Annotated in this window: 27 protein-coding genes; 12 read left to right on the forward strand and 15 right to left on the reverse strand. The window is 71.5% G+C overall.

Annotation, left to right across the window (positions count from 1 at the left end):
- Positions 1 to 56 precede the first annotated feature (56 nt).
- From ACZ61E_RS05240 to ACZ61E_RS05260, 5 genes are all read right to left on the reverse strand, one after another.
- Positions 57 to 347, reverse strand: coding sequence for a hypothetical protein (locus ACZ61E_RS05240; RefSeq protein ID WP_469697675.1), 291 nt, complete (start codon positions 345 to 347; stop codon positions 57 to 59).
- 20 nt (positions 348 to 367) lie between these two features.
- A complete protein-coding gene (locus ACZ61E_RS05245; protein ID WP_469697676.1) occupies positions 368 to 547 on the reverse strand; it encodes a hypothetical protein in 180 nt (59 codons plus the stop codon).
- A gap of 345 nt (positions 548 to 892) precedes the next feature.
- Positions 893 to 1,945 carry a helix-turn-helix domain-containing protein gene (locus ACZ61E_RS05250; RefSeq protein ID WP_469697677.1) on the reverse strand — a complete coding sequence of 351 codons (1,053 nt, stop codon included), beginning with the start codon at positions 1,943 to 1,945 and terminating at the stop codon, positions 893 to 895.
- A 14-nt stretch (positions 1,946 to 1,959) separates the two neighbouring features.
- Positions 1,960 to 2,217 carry a hypothetical protein gene (locus ACZ61E_RS05255; protein WP_469697679.1) on the reverse strand — a complete coding sequence of 86 codons (258 nt, stop codon included), beginning with the start codon at positions 2,215 to 2,217 and terminating at the stop codon, positions 1,960 to 1,962.
- Positions 2,218 to 2,733: 516 nt separating this feature from the next.
- Positions 2,734 to 3,630, reverse strand: coding sequence for a S1 family peptidase (locus ACZ61E_RS05260; protein WP_469697681.1), 897 nt, complete (start codon positions 3,628 to 3,630; stop codon positions 2,734 to 2,736).
- A gap of 289 nt (positions 3,631 to 3,919) precedes the next feature.
- On the opposite strand from ACZ61E_RS05260, the gene ACZ61E_RS05265 reads away from it, so the two are divergent.
- Positions 3,920 to 5,194 (forward strand): LAETG motif-containing sortase-dependent surface protein, encoded by a 1,275-nt coding sequence (locus ACZ61E_RS05265; protein ID WP_469697683.1) that lies wholly within the window; start codon positions 3,920 to 3,922, stop codon positions 5,192 to 5,194.
- A gap of 174 nt (positions 5,195 to 5,368) precedes the next feature.
- On the opposite strand, the gene ACZ61E_RS05270 is transcribed toward ACZ61E_RS05265, so the two are convergent.
- Positions 5,369 to 6,109 carry a dienelactone hydrolase family protein gene (locus ACZ61E_RS05270; protein ID WP_469697684.1) on the reverse strand — a complete coding sequence of 247 codons (741 nt, stop codon included), beginning with the start codon at positions 6,107 to 6,109 and terminating at the stop codon, positions 5,369 to 5,371.
- Between the two features lie 208 nt (positions 6,110 to 6,317).
- Here ACZ61E_RS05270 and ACZ61E_RS05275 point away from each other — a divergent pair, with 208 nt between their 5' ends.
- Complete coding sequence (locus tag ACZ61E_RS05275; RefSeq protein WP_469697686.1) at positions 6,318 to 6,836, forward strand: hypothetical protein; 519 nt, start codon at positions 6,318 to 6,320, stop codon at positions 6,834 to 6,836.
- Between the two features lie 41 nt (positions 6,837 to 6,877).
- Here ACZ61E_RS05275 and ACZ61E_RS05280 read toward each other — a convergent pair whose 3' ends face one another.
- The 3 genes from ACZ61E_RS05280 to ACZ61E_RS05290 form a co-directional block, all read right to left on the reverse strand.
- Positions 6,878 to 7,204 (reverse strand): plasmid stabilization protein, encoded by a 327-nt coding sequence (locus ACZ61E_RS05280; protein WP_469697687.1) that lies wholly within the window; start codon positions 7,202 to 7,204, stop codon positions 6,878 to 6,880.
- Between the two features lie 185 nt (positions 7,205 to 7,389).
- Positions 7,390 to 7,566 carry a hypothetical protein gene (locus tag ACZ61E_RS05285; protein ID WP_469697689.1) on the reverse strand — a complete coding sequence of 59 codons (177 nt, stop codon included), beginning with the start codon at positions 7,564 to 7,566 and terminating at the stop codon, positions 7,390 to 7,392.
- 88 nt (positions 7,567 to 7,654) lie between these two features.
- A complete protein-coding gene (locus ACZ61E_RS05290; protein WP_469697690.1) occupies positions 7,655 to 8,527 on the reverse strand; it encodes a SigB/SigF/SigG family RNA polymerase sigma factor in 873 nt (290 codons plus the stop codon).
- Between the two features lie 513 nt (positions 8,528 to 9,040).
- On the opposite strand from ACZ61E_RS05290, the gene dhaK reads away from it, so the two are divergent.
- The 7 genes from dhaK (at position 9,041) to ACZ61E_RS05325 (ending at position 16,032) form a co-directional block, all read left to right on the forward strand.
- On the forward strand, positions 9,041 to 10,033 hold the full coding sequence (dhaK, locus tag ACZ61E_RS05295) for a dihydroxyacetone kinase subunit DhaK (RefSeq protein ID WP_469697692.1): 993 nt from the start codon (positions 9,041 to 9,043) through the stop codon (positions 10,031 to 10,033).
- Between the two features lie 97 nt (positions 10,034 to 10,130).
- Positions 10,131 to 10,730: a dihydroxyacetone kinase subunit DhaL gene (gene dhaL, locus ACZ61E_RS05300; RefSeq protein ID WP_469697970.1), complete on the forward strand. Its 600-nt coding sequence runs from the start codon at positions 10,131 to 10,133 to the stop codon at positions 10,728 to 10,730.
- Positions 10,727 to 11,137 (forward strand): PTS-dependent dihydroxyacetone kinase phosphotransferase subunit DhaM, encoded by a 411-nt coding sequence (locus tag ACZ61E_RS05305; RefSeq protein ID WP_469697693.1) that lies wholly within the window; start codon positions 10,727 to 10,729, stop codon positions 11,135 to 11,137. The genes dhaL and ACZ61E_RS05305 overlap by 4 nt, the downstream gene beginning before the upstream one ends.
- A gap of 138 nt (positions 11,138 to 11,275) precedes the next feature.
- Entirely contained in the window at positions 11,276 to 13,303 is a 2,028-nt protein-coding gene (locus ACZ61E_RS05310) for an FAD-dependent oxidoreductase (RefSeq protein ID WP_469697694.1), read from the forward strand.
- Between the two features lie 30 nt (positions 13,304 to 13,333).
- On the forward strand, positions 13,334 to 13,903 hold the full coding sequence (locus tag ACZ61E_RS05315; protein ID WP_469697695.1) for a PadR family transcriptional regulator: 570 nt from the start codon (positions 13,334 to 13,336) through the stop codon (positions 13,901 to 13,903).
- Between the two features lie 209 nt (positions 13,904 to 14,112).
- Positions 14,113 to 15,498: an FAD-dependent oxidoreductase gene (locus tag ACZ61E_RS05320; RefSeq protein ID WP_469697972.1), complete on the forward strand. Its 1,386-nt coding sequence runs from the start codon at positions 14,113 to 14,115 to the stop codon at positions 15,496 to 15,498.
- A gap of 78 nt (positions 15,499 to 15,576) precedes the next feature.
- Entirely contained in the window at positions 15,577 to 16,032 is a 456-nt protein-coding gene (locus tag ACZ61E_RS05325) for a tellurite resistance TerB family protein (protein WP_469697697.1), read from the forward strand.
- A 97-nt stretch (positions 16,033 to 16,129) separates the two neighbouring features.
- Here ACZ61E_RS05325 and ACZ61E_RS05330 read toward each other — a convergent pair whose 3' ends face one another.
- The gene (locus tag ACZ61E_RS05330) at positions 16,130 to 17,143 is read right to left on the reverse strand and encodes a M56 family metallopeptidase (protein WP_469697698.1); all 1,014 of its coding nucleotides are present in this window, start codon (positions 17,141 to 17,143) and stop codon (positions 16,130 to 16,132) included.
- A 4-nt stretch (positions 17,144 to 17,147) separates the two neighbouring features.
- A complete protein-coding gene (locus ACZ61E_RS05335) occupies positions 17,148 to 17,555 on the reverse strand; it encodes a BlaI/MecI/CopY family transcriptional regulator (RefSeq protein ID WP_078078740.1) in 408 nt (135 codons plus the stop codon).
- A 135-nt stretch (positions 17,556 to 17,690) separates the two neighbouring features.
- On the opposite strand from ACZ61E_RS05335, the gene ACZ61E_RS05340 reads away from it, so the two are divergent.
- Positions 17,691 to 18,266 (forward strand): TerD family protein, encoded by a 576-nt coding sequence (locus ACZ61E_RS05340; RefSeq protein WP_469697699.1) that lies wholly within the window; start codon positions 17,691 to 17,693, stop codon positions 18,264 to 18,266.
- 116 nt (positions 18,267 to 18,382) lie between these two features.
- Here ACZ61E_RS05340 and ACZ61E_RS05345 read toward each other — a convergent pair whose 3' ends face one another.
- The 4 genes from ACZ61E_RS05345 to ACZ61E_RS05360 all read right to left on the reverse strand — a co-directional run bounded on the left by ACZ61E_RS05345 (position 18,383) and on the right by ACZ61E_RS05360 (position 22,110).
- Positions 18,383 to 19,666 (reverse strand): cation:proton antiporter, encoded by a 1,284-nt coding sequence (locus ACZ61E_RS05345; RefSeq protein WP_469697701.1) that lies wholly within the window; start codon positions 19,664 to 19,666, stop codon positions 18,383 to 18,385.
- A gap of 6 nt (positions 19,667 to 19,672) precedes the next feature.
- Positions 19,673 to 20,158 carry a cation:proton antiporter regulatory subunit gene (locus ACZ61E_RS05350; protein WP_469697703.1) on the reverse strand — a complete coding sequence of 162 codons (486 nt, stop codon included), beginning with the start codon at positions 20,156 to 20,158 and terminating at the stop codon, positions 19,673 to 19,675.
- Between the two features lie 291 nt (positions 20,159 to 20,449).
- Positions 20,450 to 20,740 carry a DUF3040 domain-containing protein gene (locus ACZ61E_RS05355; protein WP_469697704.1) on the reverse strand — a complete coding sequence of 97 codons (291 nt, stop codon included), beginning with the start codon at positions 20,738 to 20,740 and terminating at the stop codon, positions 20,450 to 20,452.
- A 71-nt stretch (positions 20,741 to 20,811) separates the two neighbouring features.
- Complete coding sequence (locus ACZ61E_RS05360) at positions 20,812 to 22,110, reverse strand: ArsB/NhaD family transporter (protein ID WP_469697706.1); 1,299 nt, start codon at positions 22,108 to 22,110, stop codon at positions 20,812 to 20,814.
- 247 nt (positions 22,111 to 22,357) lie between these two features.
- On the opposite strand from ACZ61E_RS05360, the gene ACZ61E_RS05365 reads away from it, so the two are divergent.
- Entirely contained in the window at positions 22,358 to 23,347 is a 990-nt protein-coding gene (locus tag ACZ61E_RS05365; RefSeq protein WP_469697707.1) for a sensor histidine kinase, read from the forward strand.
- Complete coding sequence (locus ACZ61E_RS05370) at positions 23,344 to 24,117, forward strand: response regulator transcription factor (protein ID WP_469697708.1); 774 nt, start codon at positions 23,344 to 23,346, stop codon at positions 24,115 to 24,117. The genes ACZ61E_RS05365 and ACZ61E_RS05370 overlap by 4 nt, the downstream gene beginning before the upstream one ends.
- Positions 24,118 to 24,194 lie beyond the last annotated feature (77 nt).

A 24,194-nucleotide genomic window follows, 5' to 3' on the forward strand; every position in this document is an offset into this window, starting at 1 on the left:
AAACGCGCGCCGCCACCGGCCACCCGATCGGCTCCCCCTCCCCGAGCGGGGCGTGATCAGGGCCGCCGGGCCCGCCCGGGGCGGCGGACGCGGACGGTCCTGCGCGCGGTCATCGCGGCCAGGGACCTCCCCGTGGTCGCCGTGCCGTACGGCACCAGGTGGTTGAGCAGGTGGATCTGCGCCGTGCAGGCCGTGACGCCGGTCAGGAAGACCATGAGGGCCGAGACGCGGAACAGCGGCTCGGGGTCGGCCAGGGCCAGTTCGGCGACCACCGCGTCCGCGATCTCCTCGGCCCGCCGCCGAGAGAGCCGGCGCTTCTCGGCCGCCGCGAGGACGAGCTGCCGCACCTCGGCGAGTTGCTCGCGTGTCAGTGGGGGAAGCTCGACCGGTGCCTGCCGACGGCGGACCGGAACACGCTGCCCGCGCCCTGCTCGGCGGCGTCCGCCGTCCGGGTCACCAGCCGCTGGCCCAGCTCGTTCAGCACCGGCCACACGACCGGGGTGATCAGCAGCACGATCTCGTCGGCCCCGAACCCCCAGCGGTTCACGGCGCTCGCCGGATCCGCCGAGCCGGCGGACCACCGTCGCGTCGTCGAACCGGCGAAGCCCGTCCACCACCGGCAGCTCGTCCGGCGCGACACCGGCGGCGACCGCGCGCACGACGTCGCGCACCAGGTCGTTCGGCCGGTCCTCCCCGGCCACGCCGCCCGCCGATGCGGCCATACGTCCCCCGGACGTCGGTGGCGGTGCCTCTCACGGCACATGTGATCGTCCTCGCGGAACCTCCCACTGTGACAGGCGAGTTGACGGGAGAGCAGTGGTTCCCGGGCGTGGCGCGCCGATACGGCGGAAAGGCGGCACGGCGTACGTACGGCCGCCCGTCCCCGGACGGGTCAGCGCGCCCAGGGGCCGCCCGGCCGGATGCCCGGGGGCTTGGCCCTCGCCGGTATGCGGAACGGCGAGCCCGCTGTCGAGAAGGTGAGTGCGGTCCGGTTCCGGTCCATCCGCTCGGCCGGCTCCCTGCGGCAGCCGGAACAGTCCCGGAGCCCGCCTCGCGGCAGTTGGGTCGTCGAAGGTTCCTCGCAGACCGGGCATGCCCTCGCCGGGGTCTCGCGGTCCGCCCGGGAGGGCGGCGGCGGGACTCGGCGTCCGACGACTCGGCACTCGGGGCAGCCGACGCCCGTCTCCCAGACGTCGGACAGCCGGATGCGGCAGAGCGTGTGACAGTTCTGGCAGCGGACGGTCCACGGCCGGGTCAGGCCCCGGAACTTCTCCTCCGCGGTGAACCCCGCCTCGTGCAGCATGGTGACGGCGACCTCCGGGCGGATCGGCCGGCGTGGCAGTTCCGGTTTGGTGCGCCGGGGCCGTTCGTCCTCGTACTGACGCTGTGCGCGGCGCCACGCGCTGTGCCACAACGCGTGGTCACGGTCCGGTACCTGACAGGCGATCAGGAATGCCTGGAGCTGCTGCGGGCTCTTGGGGAACGCGTTTCTGGTGAGGATGCGGTGCGCGGTGGAACGGGAGAGCGTCCCGTACAGCTTCACCTTCTCCTCGGCCCGCTTCTCCATGACCCGCAGGCTCGGCGCGCCCAGTTGTGCGTGGACCTTCACCAGCGCGTTGCCGAGGTCGACACGGTTGCCCACGAGGTCCAGCCGTGGCGCGGCGACCGCGCTGGCCCGCTGGCCGCGTTCCGCGCGGCGGGCCCTCTCCCACAGCTCGTGGACGTCGCCACCGCCGCGGCACACCTGGTCGTAGGTGACGGCGACGGACTTGGTGGGCAGGCGTTCGCCGCCTGCCGCGCGGGCCAGGGTGGCGATGCTGATCCCGCAGCGCACCTCCATCTGACCGTAGGTGAGTCCTGCTCGGGCCCGGGCGCGGCGCAGGTACACGGCGAGAGCGCCGAGGGCGCTCTCGGGACGGGGGATCTCCTTCTCGGGGCGTCCCATGAGCGGTGCCCCGTTCAGTGGCGGCCGGGAGCCGACAGGCCCTGGACGAGTGGGTCCGGTATGAGTCCGGGGCCCCGCGCGGCCAGCGCCGCGGTCGAGGCCCCGACCGCGCCGGCACCGGCGAGCAGCAGCAGGGTGTCGGCGTCCGGCCGGCCGGTGGCGCTCAGGGCGGCGGCGATCACGACGATCACGACGACGACCGCGGCCTCCGCACCGCCGAGGGTCGTCGGAACGGGCAGGACGCAGTGCGTTGTGGTAGGACGTGCGGGCACGATGTTCTCCAAAGCTCGGCACGGCGCGCGCGGGCGCGCCGCGGGACGGTGCTCCAAGTACGGCTTCCGCATCGGCAGTTGGCGCTGCCAGCAGCGGTGATGAGCATCGTGCCAGCCTGATCAACCGGCCGAGGACGATTGTCGTACACCAGTCCCGGGGGATAATTAGTCGCGCGTGAGGCTGGGACAGCGGCCGGAATACCGGGACAGCGGTGACCGATTGTGTGACCAGGACGGACGCGCGGCCCGGGTGACGCGGTCAGTGCCGCTGTTACTCCCGGTCAGGACACGGGGGTCACGTTGTAGCGCGGACGTCTTACTTTGGTTGCCGTCGAATCGGCGGGCTGACACCATCCGGGAGGCCGTTGCTCGAAGCACGGCCTTCTCTGAAGCGGTCGGCTCCAACCACGCTTGCACAGGGACAACTCGCGTACTCCGTGTTGGCGCACGAGCACGCGGCGGGCCGGGCCCCGACAGGGGTCCGGCTTTCCGCTTCCCCGCCTCCCGCCGTACGGGTCAGTAGACGGACACGCCGTAGGCGGAGAGCGGTTCGACCACGGGCTGGGCGAAGGTGGTACCGCCCGAGGCGCAGTTTCCGCCGCCGCCGGAGATCAGGCCGATGGCCCGGGTGCCGGAGAAGACCGGGCCGCCGCTGGAGCCGGGTTCGGCGCAGAGGTTGGTCTGGATCAGTCCGCTGACGATGTCGCCGCCACCGTAGTTGACGGTGGCGTTGAGGGCGACGACCGTGCCGCCGCGCAGGCCTCCGGTGGGGGAACTGCTGGTGATCTGCTGCCCGATGCTCGCGTTGCCGGCGGAGGCGATGTCCTGGTAGGAGCCGTTCTGGAGGGAGACGGAGCCCTCGGCGGCGCTCTGGTCCGCGTAGCGGATGAGGGCGTAGTCGTTGCCCGGGAAGCTGGAGTCGACGGTCGTGCCGATGCTGGAGACATCGCCCGTCTCCGTGCAGTGCCCGGCGGTCAGGGCGTATTTGACGTTCGCGCCGTCCCGCACGTTGAAGCCGACCAGACAACGGATACCGCCCGGCAGTTGGATGTACTCACCGCCGCCGATGTACGTGTCGAACTCTCCGGGGACGCGGTTGATCCCGGGCGTCCCGGCCGGGGTCGTCGCCGCCTCGGTGAGCGCGGTGAGTTCGCCGGCGTCGACCGTGCTGTCCGCGGTGACCACGACGGTGCCTCTCGCCGCGTCGGTGTACCACGCGCTGCCCGCCACGTCCGCGCGCACCAGGGCGGTGTGTGCCGCGGTGAGCTGAGCCGCGGTGGCCCTTCCCGTACTCGCGCTCGTACTCGTACCCGATTCGCCGGCGGCGGCGCCCGGGGCGGTCAGCACGGTGGCGGCGAGCAGCCCGGACGCCACGGTGATCAGTCGTGCGCGGGAGGCGGGAGTACGGTTCACGGGACCCTCCATTATGTCATGCCTACGTCATGGATTTCCGCTCATGTTTCACCGCCGCGGGCCGGCCGACAAGGTGGGGATTGAGCCGCCGCGCGCCGGAACCGCGCGCCGTCGTCCGTCAACGGCCCGCTCGCCCGCCCTCGGCGTCACGGCACGGACCGTACGCACCGTCAGGATCCGGCGCGGCACGTGCAACTGTTCGGGGTCGGCAGGTGTCTAGGGGGTACAGGTGGCCGTTCTCCCGAAGGACACCTTCCGTTCAGCGATGTCCCGACAGAGGATTCCGTCAATGCCGACCCCGCCGTACCGACGCCGCGTCTCCCGTTCCGCCGCCGCCACCCTCGGCGCCGCCGGACTCGTCGCGCTGGGCGCCGCTCCCGCCGCCGTGGGCGACGAGGCGCCGCCCTCCCTGGCCCTCGGAGACATCGAGCCGATCACCCGAGTGACACCGGGGAGCCCGGTCGATCTGCCGGTCACCGTCGTGAACAACGGCACCACGACCGTCGGCAAGGTGTGGATCAAGTACACCGCCACCCGGGGTCTCGCCTTCCCGGAGGTTCCCTCCAACTGCCAGAAGCAGTACGTCGGTGCGTACGACGAGATGCCCGAGCGGTGGATCGCGATATGCGCGTTCGACGAGGCGGTGAAGCCGGGCGTCGCCTACACGCCCCAGAAGCCGTTCGCCGTCAAGGCCGAGAAGCACGCCTTCGACGACGAGATGTGGGTGAGCGTCACGGATTACGAGCCGTCACCCGACGAGAACAGCACCCCGCTCCCCGGCACCGCGCCGGAGATCGAACTGGTCGAGTCGCCGAACGGGGGTACGGGGTCCGCGGACCGGCTGCGGGTGCCCGTCACATCGGTCAACACGGCCGACTACGAGGTGACGGGCGCGGCGCTGCGGGGGAAGCCCGGCGACACGGTGACGATGAAGGTGACCTTCTCCAACACCGGCCCCGGCTGGGTCTGGTCGAAGCCGGGGACACCGTGGACCTCCGTCCTGGTCGAGCTCCCCGCGGGCACGTCGGTCGTCAAGCCCGACTTCTACTGCAAGCCCGAGGGCAAGGTGTACGGCTGCGGCCTCACGACCCGCCCGCAGGAACATCTGGAGACGGCGACCTTCACCTTCAAGCTGAAGATCGACAAGAAGGTGGCGGGCGCCGAGGGCTCGGTGGCGTTGAGCAACCGGAAACTGCCGTTCGACCCCGACAGGACCAACGACACGGCCCCCATCACGCTGGAGGTCACCGGCGGGGAGCCGGGCGCGACGACCGGTGGCACGGGTGGTACGACGGGCGGCACCGACGGCGGCTCCGGCTCGACGGGGGGTTCCACCGGCTCGACGGGTTCGCCGGGTTCGACAGGCGGGACGGGCTCGACCGGCTCCACGGGCGGGACCTCGTCGGCCGGGGGTGCCGGTACGGCCACGACCGGCGGCAACCTGGCGTCGACCGGCTCCTCCCCCGCCACCCTCCCGATCGCGGGCGCGGCAGCCGCGGCGGTCGTCGCGGGCGCGGGCGCCGTCCTCGCCGTACGGCGCCACCGGGGCCGGCACGACAACTGACGGACCGGCCACGCGCATCCGCGCGCGGCCGGCTCCCGCGGCCTCTCCTCCCGGGTGCCGGCGTCCCCTCCGGGGCGCGAAGGACGCCGGCACCCGGCCGCGGCCGGTCAGCGTCGTGGTGGGGCGCGACGTGGAAGTCCCGTCCGGCTCACGACGCCACTCTCAGAACACGCCTCAGCGCAGATGCCGGTTGAAGAACTGGGCCGCGGCGTCTCCCGCGTGCCGAGGCACTCCGGTGTGCCCGCCCATATTGGCGTGCAGGGTCTTCTCCGTGGAACCGAAGGCGTCGAAGAGGTCCAGGGCCGCCTGCCGGTCGTTGCCTTCGTCGTCCCACTGCAACAGGACGTGCAACGGAATGGTCACCCGCCGGGCCTCCTCGAACATGACGCGCGGGACGAAACTCCCGGCGAACAGCACGGCGGCCGCGATGCGCGGCTCGACGGCCGCCAGGCGGGTGCCGATGGAGATCACTCCCCCGGAGTACCCCACCGGGCCGCCGATCTCGGGCAGCGCCAGCAGGGCGTCCAGGGCGGCCCGCCATTCCGGGACCGCCCGGTCGACCAGCGGGAGGACGAGGGCGTCGATGATCTCGTCGCCGACCGTCTCGCCGGCCGCCAGTGCCCGGCGCAGGTCGGCGACGGCCCGCTCGGTGGCGGGCAGGCGGGGCCGGTCGCCGTTGCCGGGGAGTTCGATGGTGGCCGTGGCGAAACCCTCCGCCGCGGAGTGCAGGGCTCGGCCCACCAGGCGGGGGTACGCCCTGCGCAGTCCGACAGGAGGAGGGCTGAGCAGAATCGGCGGTACGGGTGCGGACGCGGACGCGGATTCAGGTGTCCACAGGATGCCGGGGATCTCGCCGAGGGTGAACCCGCGCTCGACGACACCGTCGTCGAGGCGCCGAACAGAGGTGAAACGCATGGTCGTGCCTTTCAGGAGTGCACAGAACGGCGCTCCCGGACGACGACCTATCGCCCGACCGTGACTCCGGAGGAGAGCACCCACGTCGATACGTTCACGGGTACCACCTCCTCGATCTCTCGCACGGCCCGGAAAGGCTAGCAGGTCAACAGGATCCGGGCCGCGCCGTTCTCCGTGAAAGGCGGGGCGTTCAGGGCAGGATCACCGTATGGACGAGATCTTCGACGACGACACCCCGGCGCCCGGACACCTGCGGCCCGAAGGTGTGAGCGACAGGACGATCGAGGCCCTCGGCACCCTGTCGGAGGCGCTGGAGACCGTCGAGCAGGCCAGAGGACACCTGTACGCCTTCCACCAGCTGACCGGCGGTGCCGACCTGGCCCTCGGCAGGGCGGTGGAGCAGCTGCGAGCGGCGGGCCATGTGGAGCAGGCCGACCTGGTGGAGCGGGAGATGGTGGGGCGCAACGTCATCCCCGGTCACTGGACCTTTCAGATCATCGAGGCGTACAACACCACCTTCTACCAACCGTTCACGCAGGTGGAAGGGCGGGTGCGACAGGAACTCGCCGACGGGCGGAGCCATCTGTACGAGGCGGAGATGAAGGAGGCCCGGCGTACCCGGGGCCACCCCGATCACACTGCCCGGCCCGCGCCACAGCCGCCGGGAGCCACCGGGAGGCGGGGCGAGTCCCACTCGAACGCCGTCAAGCCCGTCACCGACACCTGATGAGGCAGGCTTTCCCGGGCTTCGGGTGACCTGCCCGGTGGTCAGCGGCCGAGGGCCTCGCGCAGCTGGTCCTTGTTCATGGAGGAGCGGCCGTCGATGCCGCGTTTCCTGGCCTCCTCGTACAGCTGATCGCGAGTGGGCCCCCGGGAGCCGCTGTGCGAGCGCTCGCCGCCATGCCGCGACGCGGACTTCGGGTCGCGGGTGGAGACCTTGCTCGCGGTCCTGGACTCGCCGGAGCGGGCCCGCTCCTTGTTCACCGTCCGGGCGGCGATCTCCTTCGCCCGGCCCGTGGAGGCTCCCCGTTTCTCGGCGCCCTCCTTGATGTGCTCGTACTGACGCTCCCGTCTGGGGCTCGATCCAGCCGGCATGTCGGCCATCCTCCTCGTACGGTCCGGGCGGCCCCGGCTCCTGTCGTCTCCGGGACCGGTCATATCCGTCTCAGCCTGGTGGCTCCGCCCGCCGTCCGCATCCGCAGCACGGCGCGAGCCCGCCCGGCACTCGCCCGGGGTACCGGGCGCGCCGCCGGCGGACGCTCACGCGGACATCCCCGCGCTCATCGCTTCGGCCGGCCGAACGGCCGGGACCGGTTCCAGCGTTCCCGGGCCGACTCCTGCTCGCGTTCACCCTCCCTCCTCAGCCGTTCGTCACCGAGGGCGATCCCGTCGGTCCTCTTCTTCATGCCCGCCAGCCGGCGGAAAGCCGCTTGGAAGGCGTCCTTCGGCTTGCTCATCTCTCCTCCACACCGCGTGGTGCCCTTGCGGCCCCTCCGCGTACCCGTACTTCCGGCTCTCACCCTTCATGAGGCAGGCCCGCGCGGCTCAGCGTTCGGTGAGGAGGCCGGTCCGGAGCTCGGCCAGGGTGCGGGTGAGGAGCCGGGAGATGTGCATCTGGGAGAAGCCGAGTTCGTCGGCGATCTGCGTCTGGGTCATCTCCTCGCCGAAGCGCATCTCGATGATGCGCCGCTCCCGCTCGCCGAGCTGTTGCAGCAGCGGACCGAGGGCGTGCAGGTTCTCCACCAGGTCCATGCCCGGATCACGTTCGCCCAGGGCGTGTGCGTAGGTGATGTCCCCGCTGGACTGCCCGTCGTCGCCGACCGGGGCGTCGAGGGACCCGGCGTTGTAGCCGGCCGTGGCGACCAGACCTTCGCTGATCTCGCCCTCGGACACCTCCAGGTGCCCGGCGAGGTCGGCGACCGACGGAACCCGGTCCAGCCGGCGGTTCAGCTCCTCGCGGGCCGTGGTGATGTCGCCGCTCAACTCCTGGAGCCGGCGCGGCACATGAACCGCCCAGGTGGAGTCGCGGAAATGCCGCATGATCTCCCCCGAGATGTAGGGGACGGCGAAGGAGCTGAACTCGACCCCGCGCGAGAGATCGAAGCGGTCGATCGCCTTGATGAGCCCGACCGTGCCGACCTGATGGACGTCCTCCATGGCGCCGTCACCGCGGTTGCGGAACCGGCGCGCCGCGTACCTCACCAGTGTCAGGTTCATCTCGACCAGCGTGTCACGGGCGTACTGGTGCCCCGGCGTACCCTCCTCCAGCACCGCGAGCCGCTCGAAGAACAGCTTCGACAGGGCTTTGGCGTCTCTCGGCGCGACCTTCCCCGTGTCCTCGATCCACGGCAGGCCCGCGCTCACCGCCCCGTCCGCCGCGGCATCCGAGGGCACGGGCACGAACTGCGAGACCGGCATGGCAACGACCCTCCAGAAGGAGAGAGAACAGATGACAATGCGCCTGCCCGCCCTCTCCCCGACCACACACCGATCGAAGGCAGCGCGCCAGTGAGCGTCGCGCGAGCAACTGCCATTCGCGAATGGGCAGTTGGCGACCGGACCGGCCCGAGTCACCTATCCGCCGGGCCGGGCACAGGACCTGGACCGGCACCTCGGCGGACCTGTGGGGCACCTGACGCGAAGGCCCGTATTCCCATGGTCCGGGCCGTTGTCCGTTCTCGCGGCCTTACGCCAGTCAGGTCAGGCAGCTGTGTGACGGGCTCAGGGAGCGCACCGCACTCCACACGGGGCACCCCATGTCAGCGCGCCAGGCTTCACGATCACGCCCGCCTCTTCGATACTGAGTGCGCCGGGCACGGGCAAGGACCGGACCCAACGCAGGCTGACGGCTCGTCAGGGAAGTCGGCGCGGAGCCGGCGGCAAGTCGGCAGCTCAGAAGCCTGACCGGAAGAAACTCTCGAGGAGGATCCGTTGAGAATGCTCATCAACGTGCCGGAGACCGTCGTCGCCGACGGACTGCGCGGAATGGCCGCCGCGCACCCCGAACTCTCCGTCGACGTGGACAACCGCGTCGTCGTGCGCCGGGACGCGCCGGTCGAGGGAAAGGTGGGGCTCGTCTCGGGCGGCGGTTCGGGGCATGAGCCGTTGCACGGGGGGTTCGTGGGGCCCGGGATGCTCTCCGCCGCCTGTCCGGGTGAGGTCTTCACCAGTCCCGTGCCCGATCAGATGGTGCGGGCCGCCACCGCCGTGGACAGCGGTGCGGGAGTGCTGTTCATCGTCAAGAACTACACCGGCGACGTCCTCAACTTCGACATGGCGGCCGAGCTGGCCGAGGACGAGGGCGTCCGCATCGGAAAGGTGCTGGTCAACGATGACGTCGCCGTGACGGACAGTCTGTTCACGGCGGGTCGGCGCGGTACGGGCGCCACGCTCTTCGTCGAGAAGATGGCCGGCGCCGCCGCCGAGGAGGGCGCGCCGCTGGAGCGGGTCGAGGCGATCGGGCGGCAGGTGAACGAGAACGCGCGCAGCTTCGGTGTCGCCCTCAGCGCCGTGACGACCCCGTCCAAGGGCAGCCCGACCTTCGATCTGCCGGACGGCGAGCTGGAGCTGGGCATCGGTATCCACGGTGAGCCGGGGCGCGAGCGGCGCGCCATGATGACCTCGCGTGAGATCGCGGACTTCGCAGTGGACGCGGTGCTGGAGGACCTGCATCCGTCGGGCCCGGTGATCGCGCTGGTCAACGGCATGGGGGCGACGCCCCTGCTGGAGTTGTACGGCTTCAACGCCGAGGTGCAGCGGGTACTTGCCGAGCGTGGCGTGGCGGTGGCCCGTACGCTCGTCGGGAACTACGTGACCTCGCTCGACATGGCCGGGTGCTCCGTGACCCTCTGTCAGGTCGACGAGGATCTGCTGCGGCTCTGGGACGCGCCGGTGCAGACACCCGCACTGCGCTGGGGCCGCTGACCGGCGGGGGCCCGCCCGGCCCCGCAGGCACGTACGTCCGACACGTACGCACGACGCTCTTCGAGGAGACCATGTGTCCGACCAGGATTCCGAGCCGGTGCTCGACGTCGAGTTCTTCCGCGGCTGGCTCACGGCGGCCGCCGCCGCCGTGGAGCGGGAGGCGGACCGCCTCACCGATCTCGACTCGGCGATCGGCGACGCCGACCACGGCAGCAACCTCCAGCGCGGCTTCCGGGCCGTGGTCGCCGCGCTGGAGTCGGAGCCGCCGGAGACGCCCGGTGCCACGCTGATCCTCGCGGGGCGGCAGTTGATCTCCAAGGTGGGCGGCGCCTCGGGCCCGCTGTACGGGACGCTGCTGCGGCGTACGGGCAAGGCGCTCGGCGATTCCGCCGAGGTCTCGGCCGCGCGGTTGGCCGAGGCGCTGGGCGCCGGGGTCGCCGCCGTGGCGCAGTTGGGCGGTGCGAAGGCCGGGGACAAGACGATGATCGACGCGCTGGAGCCGGCGGTGGCTGCGCTCGGTACGTCGTTCGCGGCGGCGGCGACCGCCGCGGAGGAGGGCGCGGTGGCCACCGTTCCGCTGCTGGCCCGCAAGGGCAGGGCCAGCTATCTCGGCGAGCGCAGCATCGGGCACCAGGATCCGGGCGCCACGTCCGCCGCGCTGCTGATCGCGGCCCTGGCCGCGACGGCGGGCGAATGAGCACCGCGAAGCCGGTCGGTGTCGTGCTGGTGTCGCACAGCCGGGCGGTGGCGGAGGCGGTCGCGGAGTTGGCGATCGGGCTCGCGGGCGGCGGTACCACCGCTCCGGTGGCCGCCGCGGGCGGTACTCCGGACGGCGGGCTCGGCACCAGTTCCGAGCTGATCGCGGCGGCCGCCGCCGAGGTGGACCGGGGCGCGGGCGTCGCGCTGCTGGTCGATCTGGGCAGCGCGGTGCTGACCGTGAAGTCACTGCTGGCCGAGGGTGACGAACTGCCGGAAGGCGCCCGGCTGGTGGACGCGCCCTTCGTGGAGGGCGCGGTCGCGGCCGTGGTCTCGGCGTCGGCGGGCGCGGACCTGGACGCTATCGAGGCCGCTGCGGCGGAGGCGTACGACTACCGCAAGGTCTGAGCGTACGGACCACGGCGCCCGCGCGCCCGGGGCTCCGGGGCGGTCGACGAGAGACCGGCCACACTTTGTGCAACTCGTTGCACAAAGTGTGGCGGCCGGGCTACTACTGGAGCGCAGCCGTCGCGCGAGGAGCCCCCCATGAGCCCGTACCCCCACCTGTTCAGCCCTCTCGACCTGGGCTTCGTCACCCTGCCCAACCGGGTGCTGATGGGTTCGATGCACGTCGGACTGGAAGAGGCCGAGAACGGCTTCGCCCGGATGGCCGCCTTCTACGCGGCCCGCGCCCGTGGCGGCGTCGGCCTGATGGTGACCGGCGGCATCGCGCCCAACGACCGGGGTCGGCCCTACGAGGGCGGCGCCCGGCTCACGACCGGGGCGGAGGCGGAGCAGCACCGGCGGGTGACGTCGGCCGTGCACGCCGAAGGCGGCCGGATCGCGATGCAGATCCTGCACTTCGGACGGTACGCCTACCACCCGGACCTGGTGGCGCCGAGCGCGCTCCAGGCCCCGATCAGCCCCCATGTCCCGCACGCCCTCACCGACGACGAGGTGGAGGAGACGGTCGAGGACTTCGTACGGGCGGCGGAGCTGGCGCGGCTGGCCGGGTACGACGGCGTCGAGGTGATGGGGTCCGAGGGCTATCTGATCAACGAGTTCATCGCCGCGCGGACCAATCGGCGCGAGGACCGGTGGGGCGGCTCCTACGAGAACCGCATCCGCTTCCCGGTCGAGATCGTCCGCCGTATCCGGGAGCGCGTGGGCCCCGATTTCATCCTCGTCTACCGGCTGTCCATGCTCGACCTGGTGCCCGGCGGCTCCTCGCTCACCGAAGTCGTCACGCTGGCCAAGGAGATCGAGGCGGCGGGCGCCACCCTGATCAACACCGGGATCGGCTGGCACGAGGCACGGATCCCGACGATCGCGGCGTCCGTGCCACGCGGCGCGTACACCTGGGTGACCAAGGCCCTCATGGGGTCGGTCTCCGTACCGCTGATCACGAGCAACCGCGTCAACACCCCCGAGGTGGCCGAGCGGTTGCTCGCCGACGGGCGCGCCGACATGGTGTCGATGGCGCGCCCCTTCCTGGCCGATCCCGATTTCGTCGCCAAGGCGCGGGACGGGCACGCCGACCGGATCAACACCTGCATCGGCTGCAACCAGGCATGCCTCGACCACACGTTCAGCGGGAGAATCACCTCCTGTCTGGTCAATCCACGGGCCTGCCACGAGACCGAGCTGGTCCTGTCCCCCACCCGGCGTGTCAAGCGCGTCGCCGTCGTCGGTGCCGGTCCCGCCGGACTGGCGTGCGCGGTGTCCGCGGCCGAACGCGGTCACGCGGTCACGCTGTTCGAGGCGGCGGACGAGATCGGCGGACAGCTCAATGTCGCCAAACGCGTTCCCGGCAAGGAGGAGTTCGGCGAGACGCTGCGGTACTTCCGCGGCAGGCTCACCCGGCTCGCGGTCGACGTGCGGCTCAACACCCCGGTCACGGCCGGGCAGTTGACGGGCGCGACGGCCGGATTCGACGAGATCGTGGTCGCCACCGGCGTCACTCCCCGGACGCCTCGCATCCCCGGCATCGACCACGCCCGCGTGGTCGGCTACCTCGACGTACTGCGCGGCGACGTCACCGTCGGCGAGCGCGTCGCGATCATCGGCGCCGGGGGAATCGGCTTCGACGTCGCCGAATTCCTCACCGACGGCGGGGAGGGCGCGAGTCTGGACGCGGACACGTACTTCCGGCAGTGGGGCGTCGACACCGACTACCGCTCCCCCGGCGGGCTGCGGGAGCCCGTACGGCCGAAGCCGCCGAGGACCGTCCACCTCATCCAGCGCAGGACCGGGAAGGTGGGCGCCGGGCTGGGCAGGACCACGGGCTGGATCCACCGGACCGAGCTGCGGCACCGGGGAGTCACCACGATCGCGGGCGCGGTGTACGACCGCGTCGACGACGAGGGGCTGCATCTGACGGTCGACGGCTCCCCCGCCGTCCTGCCGGTCGACACGGTCGTGCTCTGCGCCGGACAGGAACCACGGCGTGAGCTGTACGACGCGCTCCGCGCGGCCGGAGCCGACCCTCATCTCATCGGCGGCGCGGACGTCGCCGCCGAACTCGACGCCAAGCGCGCCATCGACCAGGGGACCCGGCTCGCCGCCACGATCTGACCGGACGGCCGGTACTTTTAGGATGCGGTCATGTCGCTCCCCCACGCCATCCTCACCGCCCTCCTCGAAAGACCTTCGTCCGGCCTGGAGCTCGCCCGCCGGTTCGACCGGTCCATCGGCTACTTCTGGTCGGCGACCCACCAGCAGATCTACCGGGAGCTGGGCAGGCTGGAGGAGTCGGGGTACATCCGCGCCCTGGCCCCGGAACAGCCGGCCCGTGGACGCAAGAAGGAGTACGAGGTCCTGCCCGCCGGTCGCGAGGAACTGACCGGTTGGGTGGCCGGCCGGGAGGATCCCAAACCCGTACGGGACCCCCTGCTGCTGCGGATGCGGGCGGCGGCGGTCGTCGGGACGGCCGGGCTCCCCGTCGAGTTGCGCCGCCATCTCGCCCTGCACGAGACCCAGTTGGCGGAGTACCGGGACATCGAGGCACGGGACTTCCCGCCTGGTCCGGGGGCGCGGGCGACGGAGGCGGACCGGCTGCGGCATCTCGTGCTGCGTGCCGGAATCGATCTGGAGCGCATGTGGGTGGAGTGGCTGACCGCGGCGCTCCGCGAGGCGGACGGCCCCACTCGGCGGGCACGCCCCGGCGCCCGGTGAGCGCGTCAACCGCGTAAGGCAGGACCGCCGAACGGAGGACGTCCGCACCGTGAGCCGACTCCGACATACTGGACGCTGACGATCAACTGCCTTACAGAACGGGAGACATGAGTATGGACGACGACGTGGCCGGCCGGGTGGCGCCCGAAACCGGGGAGCCGATCCCGCCCCACCGGCACACGGGCCGCCCCGCACGGCACGCGGTGGTGATCGGCGGCGGCATCGCGGGCCTGCTCGCGGCGCAGGTGCTCGCCGCCCACGCGGACCGGGTGACGATCGTCGAGCGTGACCGCCTCCCCGACGAGGCGAAGGCACGGTCCGGCGTCCCGCAGAGCAGCCATATTCACGTGCTGCTCGCCGGGGGCCAGTCGGCGCTGGAGACGCTCTTGCCGGGGATCATCGACGAGTTGCGGGAGCACGGCGCGCCCGAGGTCGGGATGCCGGGCGACATGGTGCAGTGGCAGTCGGGCATCTGGTACCGCCGGACCCCCTCCACCACCCATCTCCTCACGGCCTCGCGTCCGCTCCTCGAATGGCTCGTGCGCAGCCGGGTTCTGACGGACACGCGCATCGAGACGGTGCAGGGTACGGAGGTGGTGGGCCTGCTCGGTGACGCGGTCCGTACGACCGGCGTCCTGCTCCGCGAGCGCGGGGCCGGCGCCAAGGCCGCCCGCGAAGGTGTCGTCACCCGCGCGCTCACCGCCGATCTGGTCGTGGACGCGTCCGGCCGCGGCTCGCGCGCGCACGAGTGGCTCGCGGCCGTCGGCGCCGAACCGCCGGGTGAGGAGACGCTCGACAGCGGACTCGCGTACGCCTCCCGCGTCTACCGTCCCGGCGACAACGAGGGCTTCACCGACACCGTCGGTTACTACGTCGTCCCCGACCCGGACCAGGTGTGCGGCGGCGTCGCGCTGCCGATGGAGGACGGCCGCTACCTCGTCACCCTCTCGGGGGTGCGCGGGAGCGAACCCCCTTCGGACGGGGCGGAGTTCGCCGACTTCACCAAGCGGCTCCCGCACCCGTTCCTGTACGAGTGGCTGATGCGGGCCGAGCCGGATTCGCCCGTTCGGGCGTTCCGCAACACGGCCAACGTCCGCCGCCGGTACGACCGTCCGGGCCGCCGTCCGGCCGGCTTCCTCGCCATCGGCGACGCGCTGTGCGCCTTCAACCCGGTCTACGCGCAGGGCATGACCGTCGCGGCCCTGAACGCGCTCGCGCTGCGCGAGACGCTGGCGGACCGGCGCCGTACGCCCACGACACGGCGTGTGCAGCAGGCGCTCTTCGACTCGGGGCGTCCGGCGTGGGACATCTCCTCCGGAGCGGACAAGGAGATGCCCGGCGTCATCGGTGACGCGGCGCGGACCCGCGCGGTGGACCGGCCGGCGAACTGGTATCTGGAGCGGGTGCAGCGGCGGGCGGGCGGAAATCCGGATGTCGGTGCGGCGTTCCGGGCCGTGCTGCATCTCGCCGCGCCGATGACCGCGCTGTTCGCGCCGCACGTTCTACGCGCGGTGCTGTTCGAACCGGTACCGCACACGCCCGCCGAGCCGCCGATGTGGCGGGAGTCCGGCGGGCACGACTCCGACACCTGGTAACTTCTACATCACTGTAGAAACAAGCACTGTCCGTGCCACCCCCTCCGGTACGGGCAGCCCGAGACATACGGAGCACTCATGGCCCTGTGGGATCGCATCAAGGAATCCGCGCAGACGATGCAGACCCAGCTGGAGGCGAAGAAGAACGACCTCAAGAGCGGCTCGTTCCGTGACGCCAGCATGGCGATGTGCGCCCTGGTCGCGGCGGCCGACGGCTCCATCGACCAGGCCGAACGTCAGCGCGTCACCCAGCTGATCACCAGCAACGACGTGTTGCGGAACTTCCCGCCCGCCGATCTCCAGAGGCGCTTCGACGACTATCTGAACCAGCTCGTCGCCGACATGGCGATCGGCAAGGTCGGTGTGCTCCAGGAGGTCGCCAAGGCCAAGAAGAAGCCGGCCGAGGCGCGTGCCGTCATCCAGATCGGCATCATCATCGGCGGCGCCGACGGCCACTTCGACGCGCAGGAGCGGGCCGTCGTACGTGAGGCGTGCTTCGCGCTCGACCTCCAGCCGCAGGAGTTCGACGTCTAGTTCCCGTAGTTCCGCCGCCTCAGGCGCCGGACGGGCCGCTCACGCGACCCGTCCGGCGTTCGAGCGCGGGCCGGACCGCCCCGCTCGCCGGGCGGGTTCAGAGCGGACCGGCCGTCTTCAGCACGAGCAGCAGCGTGACCGTCGCGTTCGCGGAGGAGAGCGCGGATCCGAGCGTCCCGGCCGCCGCCGCCCAGATCGCCAGGCCCACCGCGGTGAAGACCGGCGGCCAGCGCACGGCCGAGGGCGCGGGCTCCAGCAGCGCGGCGACCCGGCGCGGCACCGGTCCCGGCGCCGCGAAGCCCGCCAGTGCCGGCGTGGGCGTACCGCGCGAGACGAGCGCCGCCTTGCCGATGGCCCGCGCCACCACCCGCCGCTCGCCCGTCACTTGGGCCGCCTCCTCGTCCGCCCACCGCTCCGTCGCGTAGGCCACGGCCGAACGCAGGGGCATCAGCAGCGGGTTGGCCCGTGCCGCGAAACGGACGAGAAGCAGATAGCGGTGGTGGTGCCCGGTGAGATGAGCCCGTTCATGGGCGACGAGCGCCGCGCGTTCACCGGCGTCCAGACACGCGAGCATGGCCGTGGAGACGACGATCCGGCCCCCTGACGCCCCGTCACTCGGCGGCGAGGTCCCCCGGCGCGTCCCCCGGCGCGCGGTGAACCATGTGCGGAGCGCCGGCCCGTTCCGACCGGCCGGCAGCGCGTACGCGTACGCGGCCCCGTCGGTCAGAACGGTCAGCTCTCCGTCCGGCACCCCGGCCAGCGCGTCCTCAGCCCCACGGCGGACCCGGCGGTGTCTGCGGGCGGCGGTCGACCACGACACCGCCACGGCGAGCAGCGCGACGACGGCGCCCTTGCCGGCGGCCTCCTCGTACGGCGCGGTGGTGGGGGCCTCCCGGTCGGCCCAGGCGTCGGGGAGCGGGTGGCCGGGCAGCTGCACCGTACCGACGACCACCAGCAGCCCGAGGCAGACCGTGCTGCACACCGCCAGGACGGCGGCCAGCGCCGACAGCAGCCGGGTGGCGACCCGCGGATGGAGATGCCGTTCGGCGAGGCGCGCGACCGGCACCGCGGTCAGCGGCAGCAGCAACGGGAGCAGGACGAACACGCCCATCCGGTCAGTCCTCCGTCCCGTCCTCGGGAAGACCGAGGAGGTCGCGCAGCAGCCGCTCGTCGTCCGGCGAGAGCGTGGTGACGAACCGGGCCAGGACGGCCTCGCGGTCCGACTCCGCGTCCAGGACGCGGCGCATCCGCAGCGCGGCGAGCCCCGCCTCGTCGGAGGTCGCGCACCACTCGAAGAACCGGCCCACCCGTTCGCGGGTGACGGCCCGTTTGGCCTGGAGTCTGGTCAGGATGGTCATGACCGTCGTGTACGCCAGGTCCCCGCCGAGCCGGTCGAGCACCCAGCCCGCGTTGACCGGTCCGGGGGCCTGCCGCAGTACGGCCAGCACCTGGGCCTCCAGCTCGCCCTGGCCGCGCCGCCGCGGGCGGTCGCCCGGACCGTCCGCCCCGCTCTGTTCCCTCATGCCGTCTCCCTCCGCCCACCCCCGCCAGGAGCCATCCGGCGCAGCCCCGGCGTGGCGGCTTCGCAGCTCCGCACACACTTCTACAGTGTTGTAGATTTTCATTCCCGTCACCAGCTCGACCCCAGGAGGAGCAGCGTGGGAGTTTCCCTGTCCAAAGGCGGCAATGTATCGCTCACGAAGGAGGCACCGGGACTGACGGCCGTCCTGGTCGGTCTCGGTTGGGACGTCCGCACGACGACCGGTACCGACTACGACCTGGACGCCAGCGCGCTGCTGGTGAACGAGGCCGGGAAGGTCGGCACCGACCAGAACTTCGTGTTCTACAACAACCTCAGGAGCCCTGACGGTTCGGTCGAGCACACCGGCGACAACCTCACCGGTGAGGGCGAGGGTGACGACGAGGTCGTCAAGGTGAATCTGGCCGCCGTACCCGCCGAGGTCAGCAAGATCGTCTTCCCGGTGTCGATCCATGACGCCGAGAGCCGGGGCCACAGCTTCGGCCAGGTCCGCAACGCCTTCATCCGCGTGGTGAACCAGGACGGCGGCGCCGAACTCGCGCGCTACGACCTCAGCGAGGACGCGGCGACCGAGACCGCGATGGTCTTCGGCGAGCTGTACCGCAACGGCGCCGAGTGGAAGTTCCGCGCCGTCGGCCAGGGTTACGCGAGCGGTCTGTCGGGCATCGCCGCCGACTTCGGTGTCGGCGTCTGAGCCCTGACGGCTCGCCCGTACCGGCGATCGGAGGGGTCCTGAGCGCGCGTCACGCGCTCCGGACCCCTCCGGCGCGTCCGGGGCCGGGGCCGCCGGGGGCCCGGTGCCGCGGCGCCTCAGCCGTGCGAATGAGCCGTGTCGGTCGTCCCGGAGGCGGTGGGTGTCTCGGGGGCGGGCGCGTCGGCGACCGGCGCGTCGGCGGCGGACTGCTCCGGTACGGGCGACGCCTTCGGCGAGGGCTTGGGCGAGGTGCTCCGGGAGAAGCGCCGGGCGAGCGGCTCGGTCCAGCGGGCGGCCAGCGGCCCGAGGATGACCAGGATCAGCACGTAGGCGGTGGCCAGCGGACCGATCCGGGGCTCCACTCCCACGGCGAGTCCCGCTATGACGATGGAGAACTCCCCGCGTGCGACGAGCGTGCCGCCCGTACGCCAGCGGCCCGCCGTCTTGACACCCGCCCTGCGCGCCGCGTACCAGCCGGTGGCGATCTTCGTCAGCGCGGTGACGACGGCCAGGATCAGCGCGGGCACGAGTACCGGCGGTATGGCGGCGGGGTCGGTGTTCAGTCCGAAGAAGACGAAGAACACGGCGGCGAACAGGTCGCGCAGCGGCGCGAGCAGGTTGTGGGCGCCCTCGGCCACTTCCCCGGAGAGCGCGATACCGACGAGGAACGCGCCGACGGCCGCGGAGACCTGGAGTTCCTGGGCGACACCGGCGACCAGCACGGTGAGGCCGAGGACGACCAGCAGCAGCATCTCGGGGTTGTCGGAGGAGACGGCCCGGCTGATCAGCCGGCCGTGGCGCAGCGCGACGTACAGCACGACACCCACGCTGCCGAGCGAGATGAGCAGCGTGACGCTGCCGCCCGCGAGGCTCAGTCCGGCCAGCAGCGCGGTGAGCAGCGGCAGATAGACGGCCATCGCGAGGTCCTCGATGACCAGCACACCGAGGATGACGGGGGTCTCGCGGTTGCCGAGCCTGCCGAGGTCGCCGAGCACCTTGGCGATGACGCCGGACGACGAGATCCAGGTGACGCCGGCGAGCGCGACGGCGGCGACGGGTCCCCAGCCGAGGACGAGCGCGGCGACGGCGCCGGGAGTCGCGTTGAGTACGAAGTCGACGATGCCGGAGGGGTACTGCGTCTTGAGGTTGGTGACGAGTTCGGAGGCGCTGTACTCCAGCCCGAGCAGGAGCAGGAGCAGGATGACACCGATCTCGGCGCCCGTGGCGATGAACTCCTCACTGGCGGCCATGGGGATGAGGCCGCCGTGGCCGAAGGCGAGGCCGGCCAGCAGGTAGAGCGGGATGGGCGAGAAGCCCACCCGCCCGGCGAGCCGGCCGAGCAGGCCCAGGCCGAGGATGACGGCCCCGAGTTCGATGAGCAGCGCGGTCGTGTCGTGCACGGGCGTTTATCCTCCGGTGATCAGTTCGGCGACGGCGTCCACGCCTTCCCTGGTGCCGACGACGACGAGCGTGTCCCCCAGTGCGAAGCGGAAGTCCGGAGTGGGCGAGGGGACGGCGTCGGTACGGCGCAGGACGGCGACGATGGACGCGCCGGTGCGGGCACGGGCCTGGGTGGAGCCGAGCGTGCGTCCTGCGAAGGGGGAGCGTTTGGTGATCGGGATGTGCTCGGTGACGAGGTCGATCTCCAGATGCTGGTGCAGGTGTCCCACCGGGTCGGGCATCAGGAGTTTGGACAGTGCGGTCGCCTCGGACGGGGCCAGCGGTGTGGAGTCCTTGCAGTTGTCGTCGTCCTCGGGGTCGTGGAAGGCGACGATGCGGCGCCCGTCCTGGTGCACGACGACCGAGATGTGGCGGCCCGAGTCGGTGTTCAGGTCGTAGCGGGTACCGACTCCGGGCAGGGCGGTCTTGCTGACGTGAGCGGTGTGCTCCATAGGAAGGCGCTCCATGCGGGCATGCGTTGGCGGTGTGCGGGCGCGAAGGCCCCTTGAGGGGAATTCTCCACCATGCGGCGCGGCGGGTACCCGTCAGTCGGCGGCCGGCCGCGACGCTAAGCGGGAACGGGTGCGCTCGCCCATGAGTCGCCCCTCCGCCTCGACCACCGATCGGCAATGAGCAGCCCAACGCTCAACAGAGCGACGACCACTCGTGATCTATTTTAACGTAAAATAAAATGGGCCGATTGCGGTGATTGGTAGGGGTATCGACGTGTCTCGCGAGAGCGGTCAGGACGGCGGCGGCGTACCGCGCCGTATGTGCTCCCGGTTCGGGTCGAAGAGATGCCCGGCCGCCCCGGACACCACGAGCCCGCCCGCGAGCAGCAGCCCGTGTCCCAGCGCGATGCCCGATCCGAGCAGCGCGAGCCCGACGGCGAGGGTCAGCCACGCGGCGCCGCGCCGGTACTCCCGGGGACGGCAGGGCAGTCCCCGCTCGAAGGCGGCGGCGAACCGGGGGTCGTCGTGCCGCAGCCGGTCGGCGAGACCGTCGAGGAGCCTGTCTTCGTCGGGGGCTTGCATGGAACCTCCTCCCCCGGGGTCGGTGCGGCGCCTGGCGGGCGCCGCGTGCCGTCACGGCCTGACGGTCGCGATCAGGCCATGACGAAGTAGCGCAGCCACACGTACACCGCGGCGATGACGGTGGTGACCGCCGTGACGACCAGTCCGTAGCGGCTGAACTGCCAGAACGAGATGTGGTGGCCCTCCCGGTCGGCGATGCCGACGACCACGACGTTCGCCGACGAGGCGATGATCGTCGCGTTGCCGCCGAGGTCGGCGCCGAGCGCGAAGGACCACCAGAGCATGCCCGCCTCGTCCGTACCGCCCGCCGAGGAGACGATCTCGGCGACGATCGGACTGACGGAGGCGACGAACGGGATGTTGTCGATGAAGGCCGACGGCACGACCGAGCCGAAGATCAACGCCATGGAGGTGCCGAGGAGTTCGCCCTCGGTGGCCTCGGCCGCCATCTCCCCGAGATCCCCGATGACCCCGATCCGCACCATGGCGCCGACCATCACGAACAGACCGGTGAAGAACGCCAGCGTCTCCCACTCGACGTCGCGCGCCACCTCCTCGGCGTCGAGCCGCGAGAGGGCCAGCAGGACGAGGCCGCCGGTGATCGCGACGACCGAGGGCTCGATGTGGAACGTGGTGTGCAGGACGAAGCCGGCCATCACCGCGAGCAGGACGATGCCGCTCAGCTTGAGCAGCCGGGGGTCCTTGATGGCGGCCCGTTCGTCCATCTCCATGACGGACTTGACCCGCTCGGGGTCGTAGTGGAACGCCTTGCGGAACATCACGCGGCTCATCAGGACGAAGACCACCATCAGCACCACCACGATCGGCGTCATGTGCAGCAGGAAGTCGTTGAACGAGAGACCGGCGCGGGAGCCGATGATGATGTTGGGCGGGTCACCGATCAGGGTGGCCGCGCCGCTGATGTTGCACGCCATCACCTCGGCGATCAGATACGGCACGACCGGCAGGCCGAGCTTCTTGCAGACGAGGATCGTGACGGGTGCGATCAGCAGGACGGTCGTCACGTTGTCGAGCCACGGGGACAGCACCGCGGTCGCCAGGATCAGCAGGACCATCAGCCGGTAGGGCTTGCCGCGAGCCCGTTTCGCCGCCCAGATCGCGATGAACTCGAAGACACCGGTCCTCTTGAGCACCGAGACCATCAGCATCATCCCGAGCAGCAGGAAGATGACGTTCCAGTCGATGCCCGCCTCTTCGGAGAAGAAGGCGTGCTCGGCATCGGTCACCCCGAGCGCCAGCATGATGACCGCACCGCCGAGAGCGGCCTTCACGCGGTGGACCCACTCGGTGGCGATCAGGACGTAGACACCCGCGAACACCCCGACGGCCAGCCAGGCCGTGATGCCCATCTACGCTTCCCCTCGGTGTGCCACGCCGTTCCGGACGGCCTGCTTCTCGGCCGCCCCGTACCCGCCTGATCTCCGCCTCCACGATCACCCGCCGTGGGGGGTCGTCACCATCGGTGCCGGCACCCATATACGGGGGTGTGGAACATGTATCCGGTGGTGGGGGACATGCAGATCGCCCCGGGGTGGCGGGGACCCGCGCCGCGTTCGGGCGATAGTGGGGAGGTCCACCCCGAGGAGGCCGTACTCCGTGTCCCTGTTCTGGCGCATCTTCCTGCTCAACGCCGCCGTGCTCTTCGCGGCGACCGCGCTGCTGCTGCTCGGCCCCGTCACGGTGTCCACGCCGGTCCTGCTCACCGAGGCGATGATCATGGCCGCCGGTCTGGTCGCCATGCTGATCGCGAACGCCGCGCTGCTGCGGGTCGGGCTCGGGCCGCTCCAGCGCCTCACCCGCGCGATGACCATCACCGATCTGCTGCGTCCGGGCCCCCGGCCGGCCGTGTCGGGACACGGTGAGATCGCCGAGCTGATCCGGACGTTCAACACGATGCTCGACCGGCTGGAGGCCGAACGCGCGGCCAGCAGCGCGCTGGCGCTCTCCGCCCAGGAGGCCGAACGGCGCAGGATCGCCCAGGAGTTGCACGACGAGATCGGCCAGACCCTGACGGCGGTCCTGCTCGAACTGCGGCGCGTCGCCGACCGGGCGCCGGAACCGCTGCGGGACGATCTGCTCCAGGTGCAGGAGACCACCAGGGACAGCCTGGACGAGATCCGCAGGATCGCCCGCCGGCTGCGCCCCGGTGTACTGGAGGAGCTGGGGCTGATCAGCGCGCTCAAGGCGCTCATGAACGAGACCACCACGCACACCGAACTCACCGTCGGACGCAGCTTCGACAGCGATCTCCCCGCGCTGGACCAGGAAGTGGAACTGGTCCTCTACCGGGTGGCGCAGGAAGGGCTCACCAACATCATCCGGCACGCGCGGGCCCGCAGTGTCGCCGTGGCGCTGCACCACGGCGCGCTCGGGCTCGAACTGCTGGTCAGGGACGACGGGCGCGGCATCGGGGCGGCCCCCGAGGGCGCCGGTATCCGCGGCATGCGCGAGCGCGCGCTGCTGATCGGCGCCGAGGTGTCGGTGGGCGACGCGCCGGGCGGGGGTACGGAGGTACGGCTGCACGTACCCACCACGCACATCGGACCGGCGACGCATCCGACGAACGGGAGCCACAGACCGTCATGACCGACCCCACATCCGGACACGTCTCCGGCCCGGGCCCCGAGGACGACCCGGGCCCAGGACACGGCACGGGCCCCGCTCCCGGACACGGCCCGGCCTTCGGCCCGGCGCCCACGCCCGCCCCGGCGCCGACGCGCATCCTGCTCGCCGACGACCACGCCCTCGTCCGGCGCGGGGTGCGGCTGATCCTCGACGGCGAGGCGGACCTGACCGTCGTCGCCGAGGCGGGCGACGGCGCCGAGGCCATCGAGATGGCCCGTGAACACCGCCCCGATCTGGCCATCCTCGATATCGCGATGCCCAGGATGACCGGTCTCCAGGCCGCCCGTGAACTCTCCAGGCTGCTGCCGGACACCCGCATCCTGATCCTCACGATGTACGACAACGAGCAGTACTTCTTCGAGGCGTTGAAGTCCGGCGCGAGCGGCTACGTGCTCAAGTCGGTCGCGGACCGCGACCTGTTGGAGGCGTGCCGCGCGGCGATGCGCGACGAGCCGTTCCTCTATCCCGGCGCCGTCACCGCCCTCATCCGCAACTATCTGGACCGGGTGCGCCGGGGCGAGAGCATCCCGGAGAAGGCCGTGACCGTACGGGAGGAGGAGATCCTGAAGCTCGTCGCCGAGGGCCACTCGTCGAAGGAGATCGCCGACCTGCTGGTGATCAGCGCCAAGACGGTGGAGCGTCACCGGGCCAATCTGCTCCAGAAACTGGGGCTCAGGGACCGGGTGGAACTGACCCGGTACGCCATCCGGGCCGGCCTCATCGAGCCCTGACCCGCCTACGGTTGGAGTCCCGGCGCCGTCCGCCGGGCAGGGTCCCGCTCACGCACCGCACCACGAGAGCGGAATGA

It is taken from the genome of Streptomyces sp. NPDC104581 (assembly GCF_055583685.1).

Excerpts from the sequence above, each read along its gene's own strand:
- ACZ61E_RS05250 (WP_469697677.1), bottom strand. The coding sequence starts at position 1,945 with ATGGGACGCCCCGAGAAGGAGATCCCCCGTCCCGAGAGCGCCCTCGGC.
- ACZ61E_RS05265 (WP_469697683.1), top strand. The coding sequence starts at position 3,920 with ATGCCGACCCCGCCGTACCGACGCCGCGTCTCCCGTTCCGCCGCCGCC.
- ACZ61E_RS05270 (WP_469697684.1), bottom strand. The coding sequence starts at position 6,109 with ATGCGTTTCACCTCTGTTCGGCGCCTCGACGACGGTGTCGTCGAGCGC.
- ACZ61E_RS05275 (WP_469697686.1), top strand. The coding sequence starts at position 6,318 with ATGGACGAGATCTTCGACGACGACACCCCGGCGCCCGGACACCTGCGG.
- ACZ61E_RS05280 (WP_469697687.1), bottom strand. The coding sequence starts at position 7,204 with ATGCCGGCTGGATCGAGCCCCAGACGGGAGCGTCAGTACGAGCACATC.
- ACZ61E_RS05285 (WP_469697689.1), bottom strand. The coding sequence starts at position 7,566 with ATGAGCAAGCCGAAGGACGCCTTCCAAGCGGCTTTCCGCCGGCTGGCG.
- ACZ61E_RS05290 (WP_469697690.1), bottom strand. The coding sequence starts at position 8,527 with ATGCCGGTCTCGCAGTTCGTGCCCGTGCCCTCGGATGCCGCGGCGGAC.
- ACZ61E_RS05305 (WP_469697693.1), top strand. The coding sequence starts at position 10,727 with ATGAGCACCGCGAAGCCGGTCGGTGTCGTGCTGGTGTCGCACAGCCGG.
- ACZ61E_RS05310 (WP_469697694.1), top strand. The coding sequence starts at position 11,276 with ATGAGCCCGTACCCCCACCTGTTCAGCCCTCTCGACCTGGGCTTCGTC.
- ACZ61E_RS05315 (WP_469697695.1), top strand. The coding sequence starts at position 13,334 with ATGTCGCTCCCCCACGCCATCCTCACCGCCCTCCTCGAAAGACCTTCG.
- ACZ61E_RS05325 (WP_469697697.1), top strand. The coding sequence starts at position 15,577 with ATGGCCCTGTGGGATCGCATCAAGGAATCCGCGCAGACGATGCAGACC.
- ACZ61E_RS05330 (WP_469697698.1), bottom strand. The coding sequence starts at position 17,143 with ATGGGCGTGTTCGTCCTGCTCCCGTTGCTGCTGCCGCTGACCGCGGTG.
- ACZ61E_RS05335 (WP_078078740.1), bottom strand. The coding sequence starts at position 17,555 with ATGAGGGAACAGAGCGGGGCGGACGGTCCGGGCGACCGCCCGCGGCGG.
- ACZ61E_RS05350 (WP_469697703.1), bottom strand. The coding sequence starts at position 20,158 with ATGGAGCACACCGCTCACGTCAGCAAGACCGCCCTGCCCGGAGTCGGT.
- ACZ61E_RS05355 (WP_469697704.1), bottom strand. The coding sequence starts at position 20,740 with ATGCAAGCCCCCGACGAAGACAGGCTCCTCGACGGTCTCGCCGACCGG.
- ACZ61E_RS05360 (WP_469697706.1), bottom strand. The coding sequence starts at position 22,110 with ATGGGCATCACGGCCTGGCTGGCCGTCGGGGTGTTCGCGGGTGTCTAC.
- ACZ61E_RS05370 (WP_469697708.1), top strand. The coding sequence starts at position 23,344 with ATGACCGACCCCACATCCGGACACGTCTCCGGCCCGGGCCCCGAGGAC.